Annotated in this window: 15 protein-coding genes; 2 read left to right on the top strand and 13 right to left on the bottom strand. The window is 56.4% G+C overall.

From position 1 onward, the window contains the following. The first annotated feature begins 10 nt into the window (after window positions 1-10). Window positions 11-685 carry a polymer-forming cytoskeletal protein gene (locus OCY70_RS13460; RefSeq protein WP_213430722.1) on the top strand — a complete coding sequence of 225 codons (675 nt, stop codon included), beginning with the start codon at window positions 11-13 and terminating at the stop codon, window positions 683-685. A 76-nt stretch (window positions 686-761) separates the two neighbouring features. Continuing rightward, entirely contained in the window at window positions 762-1,493 is a 732-nt protein-coding gene (locus OCY70_RS13455) for a polymer-forming cytoskeletal protein (RefSeq protein WP_213430721.1), read from the top strand. Between the two features lie 399 nt (window positions 1,494-1,892). Here OCY70_RS13455 and OCY70_RS13450 read toward each other — a convergent pair whose 3' ends face one another. The 13 genes from OCY70_RS13450 to OCY70_RS13390 form a co-directional block, all read right to left on the bottom strand. Then, a complete protein-coding gene (locus OCY70_RS13450; RefSeq protein ID WP_261944552.1) occupies window positions 1,893-3,083 on the bottom strand; it encodes an IS4 family transposase in 1,191 nt (396 codons plus the stop codon). A gap of 344 nt (window positions 3,084-3,427) precedes the next feature. After that, window positions 3,428-4,333: a lipoate--protein ligase family protein gene (locus OCY70_RS13445; RefSeq protein WP_373871446.1), complete on the bottom strand. Its 906-nt coding sequence runs from the start codon at window positions 4,331-4,333 to the stop codon at window positions 3,428-3,430. 52 nt (window positions 4,334-4,385) lie between these two features. Next, entirely contained in the window at window positions 4,386-4,640 is a 255-nt protein-coding gene (locus OCY70_RS13440; RefSeq protein WP_213427840.1) for a YciI family protein, read from the bottom strand. Window positions 4,641-4,938: 298 nt separating this feature from the next. Beyond that, entirely contained in the window at window positions 4,939-6,855 is a 1,917-nt protein-coding gene (locus tag OCY70_RS13435) for an LTA synthase family protein (RefSeq protein WP_249724934.1), read from the bottom strand. Window positions 6,856-6,914: 59 nt separating this feature from the next. After that, entirely contained in the window at window positions 6,915-8,207 is a 1,293-nt protein-coding gene (locus OCY70_RS13430) for a DUF6080 domain-containing protein (RefSeq protein WP_213427839.1), read from the bottom strand. A 39-nt stretch (window positions 8,208-8,246) separates the two neighbouring features. Then, window positions 8,247-8,564, bottom strand: coding sequence for an EamA family transporter (locus OCY70_RS13425; RefSeq protein WP_213427838.1), 318 nt, complete (start codon window positions 8,562-8,564; stop codon window positions 8,247-8,249). Beyond that, window positions 8,554-8,883, bottom strand: coding sequence for an EamA family transporter (locus tag OCY70_RS13420; RefSeq protein ID WP_213427837.1), 330 nt, complete (start codon window positions 8,881-8,883; stop codon window positions 8,554-8,556). Before OCY70_RS13420 ends, OCY70_RS13425 begins: the two co-directional genes overlap by 11 nt. Further along, window positions 8,871-9,509 carry an HAD family hydrolase gene (locus tag OCY70_RS13415; RefSeq protein WP_213427836.1) on the bottom strand — a complete coding sequence of 213 codons (639 nt, stop codon included), beginning with the start codon at window positions 9,507-9,509 and terminating at the stop codon, window positions 8,871-8,873. Before OCY70_RS13415 ends, OCY70_RS13420 begins: the two co-directional genes overlap by 13 nt. A gap of 19 nt (window positions 9,510-9,528) precedes the next feature. After that, window positions 9,529-10,449: a decaprenyl-phosphate phosphoribosyltransferase gene (locus tag OCY70_RS13410; RefSeq protein ID WP_213427835.1), complete on the bottom strand. Its 921-nt coding sequence runs from the start codon at window positions 10,447-10,449 to the stop codon at window positions 9,529-9,531. Window positions 10,450-10,526: 77 nt separating this feature from the next. Next, window positions 10,527-10,736: a hypothetical protein gene (locus OCY70_RS13405; RefSeq protein ID WP_213427834.1), complete on the bottom strand. Its 210-nt coding sequence runs from the start codon at window positions 10,734-10,736 to the stop codon at window positions 10,527-10,529. Window positions 10,737-10,799: 63 nt separating this feature from the next. Then, a complete protein-coding gene (locus OCY70_RS13400; protein ID WP_213427833.1) occupies window positions 10,800-13,913 on the bottom strand; it encodes a GAP1-N2 domain-containing protein in 3,114 nt (1,037 codons plus the stop codon). Beyond that, on the bottom strand, window positions 13,910-15,172 hold the full coding sequence (locus OCY70_RS13395; protein WP_213427832.1) for a TRAFAC clade GTPase domain-containing protein: 1,263 nt from the start codon (window positions 15,170-15,172) through the stop codon (window positions 13,910-13,912). The genes OCY70_RS13400 and OCY70_RS13395 overlap by 4 nt, the downstream gene beginning before the upstream one ends. Before the next feature lie 13 nt (window positions 15,173-15,185). Then, window positions 15,186-15,824: a beta-mannanase gene (locus OCY70_RS13390; RefSeq protein ID WP_213427831.1), complete on the bottom strand. Its 639-nt coding sequence runs from the start codon at window positions 15,822-15,824 to the stop codon at window positions 15,186-15,188.

The raw sequence follows: 15,824 nt of genomic DNA, 5'->3' as shown, positions 1-15,824 counted from the left end.
GGAACCTCTTATGTCTCAAGCAACGGGAGATATTATTATTTCAGGTCTCGGAAGCTCGTCCGGCGGCACGTATCAGCGCGTTCGGATAGATGGTGTCGGCAATATCGATGGAGATCTCGTCTGCTCGTCCTTTGTCTCCAACGGGAAAGGCAAAGTAACGGGCAATCTGGAGGCGGACTCAACCGAGGTTCGCGGGATGCTTACTCTCAAGGGCAACCTCCAATCGGATTATAGCCGCATCGATGGAACGGCCCGGCTGGATGGTCATTGGTCGGGCAATGAGATCGAGCTGAACGGCACCGTCACGGTCGCTTACGATTGCCAGGCCGAAAGCTTCGTCTCCCGCGGCGCCTTCCATATTGGCGGACTGCTCAACGCAGGCATGATCGATGTGAAAATGGCTGGCGGCTGCCGGGCACGCGAAATTGGCTGCGAGCGGATTCAGGTTCGGCAGGGCGCCGCGTTATCGATCTTCAACAAGCTGTTCTCCTCGTTCATCAACCGCCCTCAGTTGGAGGCGGACACGATCGAGGGGGATATTGTCGATCTGGAATATACGCGGGCCCGCGTCGTGCGCGGCAATCATGTCACCATCGGTCCCGGCTGCCAGATCGATCATGTCGAATACCGGCAATCCTTACAACTGCATGAAGAGGCTCAAGTGAACAGCCACCGGAAGCTGTAATGAACGGGATGCGGGCTGTCTGGGATTTATCCCTTGCGGCACCGACAAGCCTGAATTAGGAGGAATCAGATTCAACATGGAACAGCGGCGTAATCTGAAAATTATGGGCTCCTCACGCGCGGGCGGAGGAGTATATGACAAAGTAAGCATTATGGGTGACGGCTCCGTGCACGGCGATGTGGACTGCCGCCAGTTCAGCTGCGCGGGAAGCGCCAATATCGAAGGCAGCGTAAAGGCAGGCGAAATGAAAATTCGGGGAACCTCCCAAGTGAACGGAAACGTGAATGTGAACAAGCTCTCTATTCAGGGGCAGGGCGAGATTCGCGGCAGCCTGCGCGCCGGGGAGGCCAATATCGGCGGGATGGCAAACATCGGCCGCAATCTGCAGGGCGACCGGCTGAGCCTGAAAGGCTCCGCGACGGTTCAGGGCGATTGCGAATTCGAGTCCATCACTGCCAGCGGCTCGCTCCAAGTCGAAGGCCTGCTCAATGCGGGCAGCTTGGACCTTCGTCTTCAGTGGCCTTGCCATGCCCGCGAGATCGGCGGCGACACGATCAAGATCCGGCGCGGCAGCGGACTCGGCAATCTGCTCGGCTTGCTCCCCGGCCTGTTCCATATGGCCCCGGATTCGCGCATGAGGGCCGACCTCATCGAAGGCGATCATATTGAATTGGAGCATACGACGGCACGCATCGTCCGCGGGAACGATGTTATTATCGGCCCGGGCTGCGAGATCGGGCAGGTCGAGTACCGCCGGCAGCTGCACCGCCATCCGGATTCCAACGTTCATCATATTACTCAATTGTAGTCAGTATTAGCTGCCGAATCTTACCTATCAACAACAAAGGGGGTGTCCCAAAAGTAGTATTTCACTACAGTCAGACAGCCCCCCACTGATTCTCAAAGCTCGACTCGCCGAAAACTGCAAAACGGCAGCTTTCCTTTATGACGTGTACTCCGTTACAGGGAATCCTGCAAAACGGCATCAATTTCTGACTATCCAATCGATAAAAGACAAAAATCGATGAACATCATGTAATTTTGCACTAGCGTTGCATCGAGCGGTTAGTTCATAATCTAATTTCAATTAACATCAATATATGATATATATTTACATTTGCGATGTCCGCGCTAAGTCTAAAAAAGTCGAGCTGGAAACAGACCCTACGCGTTATCCATTATATGTAAAAATCGTTTTCGTTTGTCATTACGTCACAATCAGTCTCGGTTTCATCGACTTTGTTGCCTTTTTCGGACGTCTCCCATTTCGCTTTGGTCGACCTCTAGATGTTCGAGTCGGCTTGCGGTTGAGTGCAGCGATCAAATTTTCCCATGGTTTTTCCGCATAGATGCGAATCAACTGGAGGAGGTCCCATGTCGACTTTTTACAGTCCAGTGTTAATTTAATCAGCAAACAGAGAGCATACGCGATTAAAGCAATATACATTTGGTTCCAAATCGCTTCGGCCGTATAACCGTGGGGTTTTACCAATCGAATATGCTGCTTGACCCATTTAAAAAACAACTCAATATGCCAGCGATTTCGATAAATCTCGGCAATTTGATGTGCGGATAAGTCAAATCGATTCGTTACAATTCGATAGGTACGCCCTTGGTCATCCTTAAACTCAATCAAACGCAGAACCGCTGGCAGCTCCGGCATCGTCACATCAGCATCAAGGATAAACCCATTCTGCCTTTTGGGGAGGTCTCTTTTTCTGATGATCGTTAACCGGCTCTTTTGCTTGACGCGGCAAACAAATTTAATCTTATCCTCTACCCATTTCTGAAAATGGTCGTATACCTGGTATCCTCGGTCCATCACGTAGGTCGCATCTTTATCCACTGTAAATTCCAACACGACTTCATGATCGGCTACATCTTTGGTTGAAGCGACGATCTTGTCTGGATACATCGTTTTGGAGTCCGCAACGACCAAGGAGGTGTGCATCTTCACGCCATGGCTACTTTTGGAACAATAGGACCATTTCGCGAGAATGGGAGGTAGTGTAATTCCCGATGAATCGATTAGCTTGAGTTTCCCAATACCAGGCGTAATGCCGCGTTTCCCTTTTGTAAGTTGCTTGATTCGATCAATGAGCGAGAAAAAGAGCGTCTGAAGATACTCCATAGGCAGCCGTTTCAGCTTCCGCGATAGTTGAGAAGCGCTTATGCTCTTGAGACCCAGAAGATCTTGAAATTCAGGATTAGCCGCTACATGCTCTGACATGACTTTGTATGAGTCTCGTTGCTGAAGCTGTGCCTCTACAAATAAGAGTGTCGAAGAGCCGACAAACAGCTTTTGGGCCCGGTAATCCAATGACTCGTGTCGAGTAGAATGGACATGTAACCATTTTAGGCATTGACAAATGACGTTATGATTCGGTACGTTATCCATAAGAAATCTCCTTTGTTGAGGCGTTTTATGGATAACGTTAGGGTAACTCAACAATAGGAGATTTCTTTATTTTTGTCCATGAATATAGTTCAATAAGTTACAAATATAGAGACTTATGGGATAGAAATTTTCGTAAAAAGATTGATGCAACGCTAGTGGTAATTTTGCAGGAATTTCATCAATTAGCGGCTGAAAGAGCAGAAATTGATGCATCCACGCAGCATTTCACTGCTTCATCCATCTTCCACCGGTTTGCGCGCCGCCGTTTTTCCCGCATCCACATTCTCTGTTACCTCGTCATCTCCATCATTTTGCAGTGCCTGTGAGACACCCCCTTTGTTGACTTAGCTTCCCTGCATCCCGTACCGGCGGCGCAGTTCGGCTGCGGCCGCCCGCACCTCGTCCGGCTCCGGCAGCCGCAGCTTCGCCGCCGCGGCCGCAATACCCTGCTCCGTCTGCCGCTCGCGGATAACCCGCTTCACGGCCGCGGTGAAGGCCTCCGCCGCATCGGCTTCGCGGCCAAGCCCGGCCGCTTCCTCGAGGCTGGCCGTGCTCTCCTCCGTCACGCGCGGATAATCCCGCTCCGTGCCGCCAGCGGTCGCGCGGGCGTAGAACTCCCGCAGGAGCCCGGCGCTGTCGCGGCCGGAGCCGCCGGCAATGACGAACGCCTGCACGATGAAGGCGTTCGCCTGCCGGCGCTGGGCGATGCCGCAAAATTTGCGGCCGCCGATACTGAGGTCGAAGTCGCCGGGGCAGTAGGCCCCTTCGACCTCCCCTTTGTCGACGCGGCAGCCGGTATGCTGCAGCGCGCGCCGAATCAAGCGGTACATCCGCTCGAAATCGCCGTGAAAATACTTGTCGCCCCCCTCCTGCTTCGGCAGGATGAGCGACAGGTTGACGACGCCGGAATCGAGCGGCACCGCCGCGCCGCCGGTATTGCGCACCGCTGTCGCATAGCCGAGCGACTCCAGCCAGCGCAGCGCCTCGGCGGCGCGGGGCAGCCGGCTGTCGCGCTGCCCGAGAATAAAGGCCCGCGGATGGCGCCACAGATGGCAGAGCGGCGGGCCTCCGCGGCCGGTCTGTCTGCACAGCAGCTCATCCAGCGCGAACGAATAGAGCGGATCCGGCTCCGTCCAATCGTTCGTGCGATCCAGCAGCAGCATGTCGTTCAGCTTGCCGAGCACAAGCTCATCGAGCGCCTCGTCCTCCGGCATCTGACCGCCGCTGCCCGTCTCTGATCGGTGATTCATGTCGCCGCCTCCTGCACGGGAAGGGGGCGACAGCCGCCCCCTTCCCTCATTTCTATATTTTCCACTCGCGAAGGTTCAGATGCCGAACCCCTTCCACGACGTACGGATCGTTCTCCGCCAACTGCCGCGCTTCCTCCATGGAATCGGCCACATAAATGACCATGCCGCCCGAGCCGTCGCCGAAAGCGCCTTTGGCGAACACCTTGCCCTGCTCTTTCAGCTTGTCCAAATAGTCCAAGTGCGCTTGGCGGTACGTTTGGTTTTTGGAGGCATCCTTCATTTCCAATAAAGCCGCAAAATGAGCCATTGTCGATTATCTCCTTTTCCCTCATGAGTTAGTAAATTCGGCAGCCCCGGACGAAGCGGCCCCCGCGCCGGCAGAGAGCAGCAGCCTGAGAGTGGCAGACCCTGCGAACCTATGCCGTCTTGGCCAAGCGCCGGAAGCGAGCTTTCGCGGGGCATATGCCCGATCTTCATCTCTAGCGTACAACAGAAGGCTTCATCTGAAAAGCCGCAAACTAACGAGCGGCTTCGTCCGCAATCGCTGCCGGGACCGGGCGAGCCCTGCCGGGACAACCCGCGAAGCAGAGCGGATCGCCCGGCCGCTACCGCTTGGGCAGCAGTTGGACATACTCATCCGACAGCTTCATCAACGATAAAATATATTCATAATCGCGGCGGTAAGGCTCAAGATCATGCATCGGCTCCAGCGTTTTCAACGAGATCGCCTCGCCGTCCTCGAAGCCCGTACCCGGCACGAACAAAATATCATTCGTAAAAAACGACCCGGTCGGCAAATAATAGCGCATGCCGATGACATTGTTGTCGGTGTTCAGCAGATCGCGGCCGAACGCAGTGAACTGCTGATCCTTCAGAGAGATGCCAAGCAAATTGGCCACCGTCGGCATTATATCGACCTGGCCCCCGGTAAGCTCCACCGTCTTGCCGCTCTTCTGCCCCGGCACGTGAATAATGAGCGGGATATTGAAGCGGCTTACTTTATTATCATAAGGGATGCCCAATTGGGCGGTAATCTCCTTCCCGTCGGTCTCCGCCGGGTTGACGCCGGAATGATCCCCATAGGCGACCAGCACCGTGTTGTCCCATAGGCCGTCGGCTTTGAGCTGCTCGATGAAGCGGCCCAACGCATAATCAGTGTAATTAATGGCCGTCAAATAATGCCCAAGCTGCGTATTCTCCATCTCCGGAGGCAGCTTCAGCCGGCGCCGATCCGGCGGAACCACGAACGGAGCGTGGCTGGACGCGGTCACGAACTGGGCATAGAACGGTTGGCCGGTTGCGGCCATTTCCGCCAGCTTCTCGCTTCCGACGCGGTATAATTCCTCATCCGAAGCCCCGAAATCATTGAAATGATCATTCTCGTAAAAAGGCTGGTCGAAATAACGATCAAATCCGACGCCGGGATACAACAGATGGCGGCTCCAGAAGTGGACATCATTGACATGGAACGTCGCCGATTGATACTGAAGCTTGTTCAACAGGCGCGGCAGGCTGGGGAGCTCCCTGCCGCCGAAGCCCGTCGACATCGCGACCGTGCCGGTCGGGTAGATCGACGTATTGGACATAAATTCCGCATCCGAAGTATTGCCCTGACCGATCTGCTGATACACATAAGGAAAATAATAGCCTTCATCCGCGAGCCGATTCAGCACCGGCGTTACCTCTTGATCGCCGAGCTTCAGATGAATCGGGAAATTTTGAAAGGCCTCCATCTGCACGACAATGACGTTCATGCCCTTCGCCTCGCCGAAATGCGCCGGCTTGGCGCCCTTCTTTTCTTCCTTGCGGTAAGGATAAGTCGATTGCAGCTCATTCACCCGCCGGATCGTGTCCTGCAGGTTGCCGCTGGCAATCAGATCATTCTCCCGCTTGCTTTTGATGGCCGACGCGACCTGGTAATTCAAGAAGCCGAGGCGCTCCGCCTGCACCAGTTCATTGTCAATGCGGCTGCCGTCGGCAATGAACTGCAGGGAGACCGCCGCGCTGACGACGAGCGCGAGGGCGGCGGTGATTTTGCCCCGCAGCGTCCCGGTTCGCGGCCGCTCCCGCTGCAGCCCCGCAAGCTCCCGCTTGGACGACCGGCTGAACAAGCGCACCGCTCCGATCGCCAGGGCAATCGCCATATCCGCAAAGAAGAGAAAATGATACGGCTGAATCAAGACCGTAATGCTGCCCCGGATTTGCGGGACTTGCCCCAATCCGCCAAGCGCCGTATACGTCGGCACCGTATTGAAATGAATCCGGTACAAGGTGGCGGCGAACAGCATCAGCGAAAAAACGACGTTGATCGCCCAATAGACGCCGCGCTTCCCCCGGCGCGGCAGAGCCAGCTCCAGCAAGCTCATCATGGCGAGCAAGGACAAGGCGTCGCTGAGAAGCCCCAAGGCCTTCATCTCGCCGAAAAAGAAAACACGAAGCAAGGCCAGCTTCGCCAGCAGCAAGAGAGAGATGCCGGCGATGGGCGATATTCGAACATGTCGCTTCCGCATTTCTATTTTCATAAAAAATCACTTTCTTTCTATTCAATCTGTTCATGCGGCATCCATTCAGACACTGGCCGCTACGGTTGAAGCGGAGCCGAACCGATCTGAATATAGACTTGCTGAATCGTGTCCAGCGCAGCCGCATGGCCAATGATATTGTGAACCAAGGTTGCCGCCGCGCAGGCGATGATAACCCCGGTCAGTATCCGGCGCGCGGTCCCGCCGCAGCGGTGGACCCCCCAAGCGCTTAACAGGAACAAGGCAAATAAATAATGTCCGGCATACAGATACATATCGTATTGAAATGCCGCCAAACCGAAGCCGACGACAATATGCAGCAGAAGCGCGAACAGCGGATAGACGGCGAGAGATTGCACCTCTTTCGACCGATATCCTGTGACGAGAGCCAGCAAGGTCAGGACGATGACCACGATGCCGATGAGATGTCCATACAGCGGGAACGGGTTCGACAGATTCGTGACGAACGCCATGACCGAGTCGTCAATCATCGCCAAGTGCGGCGTCACAATCGGACTCTCGATCATCGAATACAACGCTTTCCAATGGTGGGCAAAGGAAAATGGCGCCACATAGCTGAATCCCCCGGCTTGGATATTATGCTGCCATGTCGTAATCCAGGAGCTGCCGGGAAACAGAACGAACTGCAAGCCCGTCAACAGAGCGACGAGCAGCAAGGAGGTGCCGGCGATTTTGAGACAGGCGTTCCAATATGATCTGCTCTTGCGCAGCGTACTGATGAAGAGCGAGCCGACGGCCGTTGCGACGTTGGTCACGGTCACCCCGAAGTTCAGCGTCAGCAGAATCGAGGCCGGCCATACTCCAAGGTTCTGCTGGTGCCGGCAGTGCTGCGCGTAAAGCACCGTCAGCAAAATGATCAGGACCGCGTACGGGTAAGAATCCGGGATCAGCGCCGAAAAAATCTGATACGAGCTTGCGCCGAAAAAGGCGGCCGTTCCGATAGACAAGGCGTTGCCGTAGGAATTGCGGCGCAAATAATAATACATCAGGACGACGCCACACGCGTTCATGGCGCTCTGTATCCCCAGAAACAGGCCGTTGCCCCGCGTCATGGAGGCCGCCTGCTTCAACGGCGCCGACAAATAATTAATCAGCGGATGAATCACGGAAGCTTGCGGCGCATAATAAAGCGACGGATCGAAATTGAACAGATTCAATGTGAACGGCGCCCCGTAAAACGGGCTGAGCTCCGTCAGCACCGCCTGATTCCGCTCCATATACGTAATAAACGGCAGATTCAGCAAAAAATAGAACACAAAAAAGCCCAAAAACAGCAGCAGCGCTTTGCGGTTATCCTGCTTCACGCCAAAAACCGATTTCCAAAACTGCATGACCCCATGCCTCCATACGATAATTTCTAGTCTAACCCATCATCCCGCGAGAAGCAGCATACCCGCAAAAATAAAGGCAATGCCTGCCGCCTTCGGCAAGCCTATCGATTCCTTGAATATCCATCTCGCCAGCACCATCGTCCAGATGAAGGTCAGCGCATTCGCCGGAAGGACGACGGTATAAGGCAAGAACCGCAGCAAATAAATATTGAGCAAGGCCCCGGAGCCATAGCACAGGAAGCCGAGAAGAAGCATGCTCCGCTGCTTGCGCGCGGACGATAATTTGAAGCAGGCGCTGCCGAGCGACCCGAACCAGGTCATCACCGCGAGGAGGAGCCACAGCCATTCATTTCTCATAGCTGATGCACGCGACGCCGATAATGAGCAGCAGGACGGCGATTCCTTTCTGCAGAGTAACCGTCTCGCCCAAGAGCAGGCCGCCATACAGCAGGGCAAAAATATAGCTGCATGCCATGAGCGGATAAGCGACGGACAGCTTCTCCAGCGATAGCGACTTAATCATGAGCACGGCCCCGATGCCATAGAACACAAAGCCAATCCCCAAATACGGCAGATTCGCGACGCCCCATTTCCAGAACAACTGCCCCGTCGCGGTGCACCAGGCCGACAGGATCATGAGCGCCTTGCCGGCATGCTTCGACTTCAAGAGCTCCATCTCATGACCTCCAGCCCCTCCTGCTTGATCGGGGCGTTCCGGATCAAATACCGCTGCCCCGCCAGCTCCAGCATCGGCAAATCGCTGGTGCAATCGGAATACGCGCAGGAGGCCTCGTAATCGATCTCAAGCTGATGGCGCTCCAAATAATCGCGGATGCGCCTTACCTTCTCTTCCGCTTTGCAATTCTTGCCCTCGATCAGATGCGTATAGCGGCCGTTCCGCCGCTGCAGCTCCGTTCCCAGCACCTCGTCCACGCATCCCAGCTTCTTGAAATATTTCATATAGGCAGCAGGTGAAGCCGTGACGAGAAGGACGCGATAGCCCAACTTCTTGCGGCTGCGCATCTCGGCGAGCGCATCCTGATACATTTCCGGCACCAGGATCCGGTCGTAAAAAGCCTCCAGATCGGTCTCCTCCATATAAGCAATGGATTGAAAAAAGAACTGCTTGGCCTTCTCGGCCGGCACGATGCCAAGCTTATACAGCAGCAGGTTCCAGGCCAGAGCGGGCAAATGGATGGCAGACCGCGGCTTTGCCGCAAGGCCGTACTTCAAAAACAAGAACATGGAATCGCGCCGAATAATCGTTTTATCGATATCGAAAAGCGCTACTTTGGCCAGCATGATGTTTAACCCCTTTTCCCTATTCAAACAGGATGAATATCCCCAGCACGCTAATCACGTACAAAATGACGGTAACAAAAATATGCTTGTCTTCCAACAGCAGCCGATCGGGCGCTCCGCCCTTCTTCTCCACATGGATCAAATATAGATAACGGAAGATGCCGTATATGACAAAAGGAATCGTCCACATCAAATGCGTCGTCCGTCCGGCGGTAAAGGTGAACAGCGAATAGCTGATGACGGTCGCCGTAGCCACGATGCTTATCAACTGATCCAGCAGCGCGAAGGAATAGTTGTCGAGCACCTTGCGGTGCGTCCCTTTCTGATCCGCCAGCAAAAACAGTTCATGTCTCCGCTTGCCGATCGCGAGAAAGAGAGAGAGCAACATCGTGCACAGCAGGAACCATGGCGTCAACTGAACGTGAATGGCCAGGCCGCCCGCGATGGCCCGCAGCACGAACCCGGCGGCAATCGTCATAATGTCAAGAATGACAATATGCTTCAATTTGAACGAGTAAGCCACATTCAACGCAAAGTAAATCGCCAGCACCGCCGTCAATAGCGGATGGATAAAGTAAGAAGCGGCCAGCGAGCCGGTTAGCAGCACCGCGCCGGTTCCAAGGGCGACCGCCGGATTCAACGCGCCGGACGCCATCGGCCGATGCCGCTTCACCGGATGGACGCGATCCGCTTCCCGGTCCGAATAATCATTAATGATGTAGACGCAGCCGGATACGAAGCAAAAAAGAAAAAAAACGGTGAACGAATGATATACGGCCGACAGATCCACCCGCTTCAACGAAAAGAGAAGCGCGGCGAACACGAGCAGGTTTTTGGTCCACTGCTTCGGGCGAAGCTGCCTCCACATGAGCGCGACCACATGACCGGAGCCGGCTGCGGCCGCGGCAGGCTGCGGCGTGTGCTTGAGATTGATATTCACAATGCGACATCCCCCTAGTAACCCCTAGTAACTTAGCAATCTATTTTTCTTCGAATCTATCTTCCTATCTTTCATTTCTATGATTTAACATTTCGCCGGCACTGAATCCAATAATAGATCGCCAAGGCCGTCTCGGCAAGTACCCCGCATCCATATCCGATAGCGAATGCCGGCTCCGCTCCTGCCGCCACATAGCGGACGCCCCACAATCCGAGCGTCAGCACGAGCGCATGACACAGCTCCCATCGAATCCATTTGCGGCTCCAGCGTGCCGGTATCCAGCGCATGGCTTGCAGCCTCCTCTATCATCCGGTACAGGATGACAAAAAATAGAGGCTGACGTTCAGCCTCTATTTCTCAATATATTGGACTATCTTCTGATTCACAAGTACTTCACTTATTTTTCCAATGTCCACTTCTTCGCCTAAAGAAACAATCGCTTGATAGGTTCGCTGCCGGGCCGGGTTGGCCGAATCCGCGCCTGCGGCGCCATTTGCGCCTCCGGCTGGCGGTGCCGGCGGCGTATCTCCCGGTGCCGCATCCCCCGTTGGCGTGTCTCCCGGTGACGTATCTCCCGGTGACGTGTCTCCCGGTGACGTGTCTCCTTGAGAGCTCTCTCCCGCCGCCGCGTCCGGCTGCGCGCTGTCCCCTTCTCCCGGCAAGCCTGCCTTGCTCACCGAAGAATCGCCTGCTTCTCCTCTCCCGCCGCCGTTCTGATCCTGTTGCCCGGCGCTTGTGGCGGAAGAATCGGCGCCGCTTGCATCCCGCGAGCCCGCTGATCCGCCGGAGCCGCTTCCTGCTCCGGCAGAGCCGTCCGGCGGCGTGCCTTCCGCACCGGCCCCCGAAGAGCAGAGATGCTGCACGGAACGATCCGTATACGTCTGCTCGGCGCCGCCCTCCAGCTTCAATGTAATCGCGCCTGCCTGAAATGCGGCGCATTCCGCCTCCGTCCCGAACTCGAACACAAGCTCGGTCGTCGCCTTCAATTCGCCGTCCACGAAATCCTCGACTTGTCTCGCGTAGACTTGCGGTTCGAGCTTAGTCGCCTGCTCCTCTGGCCGAGGCGGCTCCGGCTCGGACGCGGTGTGATCCGCCACCGCGGGCTTGCCGCTGTCGAAGATGCCGGAGGCCGCCAATCCGCCGGCAATGCCGCCGATGACCAGGATAATGGCCGCGAACCATACCATCGCTTGCCGGTTGCGCCGCAGCCATCTGACGATGGGCGGCGACAGCTCGCTGCGGGCCTTGTCGTATACGGCCTGAAGCGGAGCGCCCGCCTGCTCGAAATAGAGCTTGCGGTTCGTCCGGTTTTTGAACGCATCCTGGTCGTATTTTTTGAAATAAGCGACCACTGCCGCGGCATATCCCGGCTCAAGCTTCCTTCCTCGCGAGAAGAAGCGCTGCTTCTCGGACCAGTTCATGAACTGATAGACGGTCTCCCGGTCCGGCGCATGCTGATGCAAATAATGGAGCAGCGCTCCATATTCGATCAAGGCTTTGTCGGCATCCCGGCAGAACGCCAGCACCAGCTTGCCGAACCGGGACGGCCCCAGATCCTTCTGCAGCCAGCGGCGCCCAAGCTGCTGCAGCCGATCCAGCTCGGCAGGCGATAAGCCGTCGAAAATCGATTCATCCGGCTCGTCGTCGCGGAACCATCGGTAGGCAGACAGCATGACATTTGCCGTGGACTGCACCTGAGGCGGATAGCGGGCGGCCCATTCCCTCACCTCGTCCGGATGCGCCAGGAATCCGATCTGCAGGAACGCTTCCTGGCGCGTCTGCTCAAGATTCAGCTCCGTCAGCAGGAACACATTCGCCGCATACGACAACTGCTCCATAAAGAGCAGCATATCTTCGGCGGGCCGCCCCTTCTCCGCGAGCAGGCGATCGCCCGTGTCCAGCACCGCGTTCACGGCGGACACCGGCTCCGCATCATGCCGCAGCTTCTCGGCGAGCTGCCCGGCGGCGAGCTCGGTGAACTCGGCCTTGCGCAGCAGTACCGGGTGCCGGCTGGACCAATGAAGAGCCAGCTTCACGAGCTCCTCGGCCCGTACGGTCTCCTGGAACTTCTGCCGTATATACGGAAAGAAGAGGTCTACCGTCTTGCCGCCCCGCAGCAGCGTCTCAAAAAAGGTCCGGCTGACGCTGTCGCTCCCCTCGATGAGCGCATAATAGGCTTCCATTCGATCGCTGCCCTTCCCCTGATGGGCTTCATGCAAGCTCCGGATCAAATACCCGATCAGATCGCTGCCGAGCGCCGCTCCGGCAAGGGCCTCATATTCCATAAAACATTTTACGATAGACGGATCGGGAATCTCTCCCTGCTTGACCCGTTCATACTCGCGCTGGAAGCACCCGCGGAATAGCTCCGCCAGCCGCTGCTTCGACTGCACAGCCCCTTCCGGCGTCAAGTAATCGAGCATCGAGCGCAGCGCGCCGACCCGGTTCTGCATATATAGAGAATCGCTGCCTTCTTCAATCTGGAACAAGACAGCCAGTTCATGGCAGCTCGCGATCGCGGTATGCCGCTGCGTGTCCATGCCCTCCAGCATCTGCTCCGCGAAGGCAAAGAAGGCTTCCGCTCGCTCCGGCTGCTCCAGATTGCTCCAGGCGAAGCTCAAGTAAGGCTGCTTCCCCAGGTCGAGATCGACATTCGTCACCCGCTTCGACGCAAGATCGAAGGTATAATCCTTGTCGATGTTCCGATCATTCGGGCGCAAGCTTCCTTGCTCCACGAACGTCAGATGAATCCCCTTCCGGTTCAGCGGCTCCTTCGAGAAAGTCAGGAAGCCAAGCGCGCGGCGATAAGCATACGGCAGACTGCCGTACAGCACGCCGACCAACTGCAAAGCGGTCTCCGACAACTCCTCCGCCGCGACATCGAGCGCGACGAACACTTTGCGTCTCGTGACAACGGACGACATGACGGCGAACAGGAGCTGCTTGAACATCTTCTCGTCGATGCCGAGACTGGCGAGCAGATTGGTCGGCGAAGCTGGACGGCCCGCTTCCGCCGCGGCCGGAATCCGCTCCAGTTCGGGCAGCTCCGTGCCCTGCTCGATATCATAGCTGCCGGCGAAGTCCGCGTTCAGCAGCGATGGATAGTCCTTCACCGCTTCGGCCGCCCGTTCGGCGGGCACGATATAGTTGTGGGTGAAGAAGGCGCTGCGCAAGCCCGTGAAATCCGCCGCCTGATAGATGCTGCGCCCGAGGACGAGCTGTCCCATATCGGCGTGGAACAGGTGCAGCGCTTGCGGATAGCGCGCTTCGTCCTTCTCCCCGCGCGAGGCCAGCTCCGCCGGTGCGTCATAGACGCAGAACGGATGCAGCACTTTTTTGATAAACCCGGGATCAAGACCTGAGGAGGCCGCGATCGTGTCAAAGCCTTCATTGGAGCGGAAAATGCCGCGCCGCTCCCGCGTATACATTTGCTGCTGGATGCGAGAGGGTCTGTTCGATGTCAATGCTGCTCTCTCCCCTCGATATAATTCAATTGATACAACAGCCAGATGAACGGCTCATCTACCCGGATCGGACTGACAACCCCCTGCAGCTTCTGATTGACCGGGTTGCTGCCCAATGCCGACACGGCGAAATAGGCCGTATTAGAGAAATAGACATCCATCGTTCCTTTGAACGGACGATCCACCTTCTCGATGAAGCGCCGTATCTCGCCGTCGATATTATGGAACTCCGTCAAATCGAGATACTTGCGATGAACCATATTATGGAAAATGTTGCTGTTCGACTTGATATAGTCGCCATCCTCATCCTTCAACGCATGCAGCATGTCGCTCTTCGTCAGCACGACCGCCGTCGGAATGTCGGTCTTGTTCTTATCCTGGTAAGCGATGAAGTCGCCGAACAGCGTCAGCACGACATCGCGCGGCTCGTCGTATTGCGGCACCCAATCGTCGGAAGCTCCTCCGTATTGCATGCGGATTTTTTCACGAATCGATCGAATTTGCAGCGGATCGATCATGAACAGAATGCCGGCCGAATTTTTGATATGCTGGCCGTGCAGGCCGAGATAATCCTGATCGACCATCCCTTCCCCCGCGACATCAAAAAAGACCAGCGTGAGCGGCGGCTTCGTCTCATCCTTGAAGACGAATTGAAAGATGAACGGCTCCTGCATCTTCTCCTTCTGCGTCGACGCGAGCAGATCGCCGCGCTCGAACAGCGGCTCCTCGTACATCGTGCGGAACTTGCGGCTGATCTCCGCGTTGAGCGGCATGCAGGCGGCATCGAAATGATCGGCCGTCGCATGCTGGAGCGTATGGATCAGCGAGGTCATGTAGACCGATTTGCCGACCTGGGAAGCCCCGATAATGGAAATGATATTGTTCGGCACCTTCCCTGCCGTCACCGGCAGCTCATTATGGCAGTGCGGACACAGCCTTCTGCGCGTGACGACGCCATAGCGGTCGTTCAGCCCGATAAGCACGTTATCCGAATACAGATGATGCTCTTCGGGAATATCGCGCGGATCGATGACCGCCTCCATATCATAGACCGTATCCAGGCCGAAGCGGTCCCGGTATTTGTTCAGCTTCTCATCCTCCTGCAGCGCATAATTCTCGTCATCCTCGCGGTGATGCGCCGCGCGGAACACGACCTCCTCGGGCGAGAATTTGCTGAAGCAGTAGGGGCATACGATATCATAGAACGGCGGCTGTTGCGCCGGCTGCGGCTTGCGCTTCAGAAAATCAAAAATCCCCAATGTCTTCCCCTCCTCATTCCGGTATCAGCTCATACAGCTGGCCGTATTGGCGGCCGTCGGTGAAGAAGAGCCGAATGTAATCGTCCTTCCCGATCTCGATCTCCGGCAGCACGTTCCGTCCCGGGGCGAACGGCTCGACGAACGGGTAGACCGTTCCGTAGTCTTTGCCGGCGGGAGAGCCGCCATGCTTCTTCACATAGCACAGCGCCTCCGCAGGCAGCGGCACCTCTGCCGTCACCTGGATTTGCGCCGTTTTGAATTTTTTGAACCAGCCGCCTTTATAGCGGACAGAGTAATAGATTCTCGCCCGGCCGGTGCTCAGCGCGATCCGGTTCCCGCCGTCCGGCTGGATGACGAGCTGCCGCTGTCCGTCCTCCTGCGGCAGACAGGCGTAGACCGTATAGACAAGCCGCCCGATCCCTTCAATCCGGTCATGGTATCCGTTGTTGGCTTTATACTCGTCTCTCGTATACAACTTCAGCTCCGCGGCCGGCGGACGCTCGGCCGCCGGGCGATCCGCAGCCGCCTTGTGCACATAGACGGCCTGGATCGCATCGGGCCACAGCCAGCGCAGCGTACACCGCTCTTCGTCAATACTATGTGTCAGTCCGCGGATGACCGGCGTCTCCGGACCCGCTTCCGTATAATGCAT

Origin of the sequence: Paenibacillus melissococcoides, from assembly GCA_944800085.1 — a bacterium.
GTDB lineage: Bacteria > Bacillota > Bacilli > Paenibacillales > Paenibacillaceae > Paenibacillus_B > Paenibacillus_B melissococcoides.
This window is presented reverse-complemented; position numbering and strand designations above follow the sequence as displayed.

What these genes read in the sequence shown, in the direction of transcription:
- OCY70_RS13415 (WP_213427836.1), bottom strand. Translation starts at nt 9,509, where the DNA reads ATGCTGGCCAAAGTAGCGCTTTTCGATATCGATAAAACGATTATTCGG.
- OCY70_RS13445 (WP_373871446.1), bottom strand. Translation starts at nt 4,333, where the DNA reads ATGAATCACCGATCAGAGACGGGCAGCGGCGGTCAGATGCCGGAGGAC.
- OCY70_RS13460 (WP_213430722.1), top strand. Translation starts at nt 11, where the DNA reads ATGTCTCAAGCAACGGGAGATATTATTATTTCAGGTCTCGGAAGCTCG.
- OCY70_RS13425 (WP_213427838.1), bottom strand. Translation starts at nt 8,564, where the DNA reads ATGAGAAATGAATGGCTGTGGCTCCTCCTCGCGGTGATGACCTGGTTC.
- OCY70_RS13405 (WP_213427834.1), bottom strand. Translation starts at nt 10,736, where the DNA reads ATGCGCTGGATACCGGCACGCTGGAGCCGCAAATGGATTCGATGGGAG.
- OCY70_RS13420 (WP_213427837.1), bottom strand. Translation starts at nt 8,883, where the DNA reads ATGGAGCTCTTGAAGTCGAAGCATGCCGGCAAGGCGCTCATGATCCTG.
- OCY70_RS13430 (WP_213427839.1), bottom strand. Translation starts at nt 8,207, where the DNA reads ATGCAGTTTTGGAAATCGGTTTTTGGCGTGAAGCAGGATAACCGCAAA.
- OCY70_RS13435 (WP_249724934.1), bottom strand. Translation starts at nt 6,855, where the DNA reads ATGAAAATAGAAATGCGGAAGCGACATGTTCGAATATCGCCCATCGCC.
- OCY70_RS13440 (WP_213427840.1), bottom strand. Translation starts at nt 4,640, where the DNA reads ATGGCTCATTTTGCGGCTTTATTGGAAATGAAGGATGCCTCCAAAAAC.
- OCY70_RS13455 (WP_213430721.1), top strand. Translation starts at nt 762, where the DNA reads ATGGAACAGCGGCGTAATCTGAAAATTATGGGCTCCTCACGCGCGGGC.
- OCY70_RS13390 (WP_213427831.1), bottom strand. Translation starts at nt 15,824, where the DNA reads ATGCATTATACGGAAGCGGGTCCGGAGACGCCGGTCATCCGCGGACTG.
- OCY70_RS13450 (WP_261944552.1), bottom strand. Translation starts at nt 3,083, where the DNA reads ATGGATAACGTACCGAATCATAACGTCATTTGTCAATGCCTAAAATGG.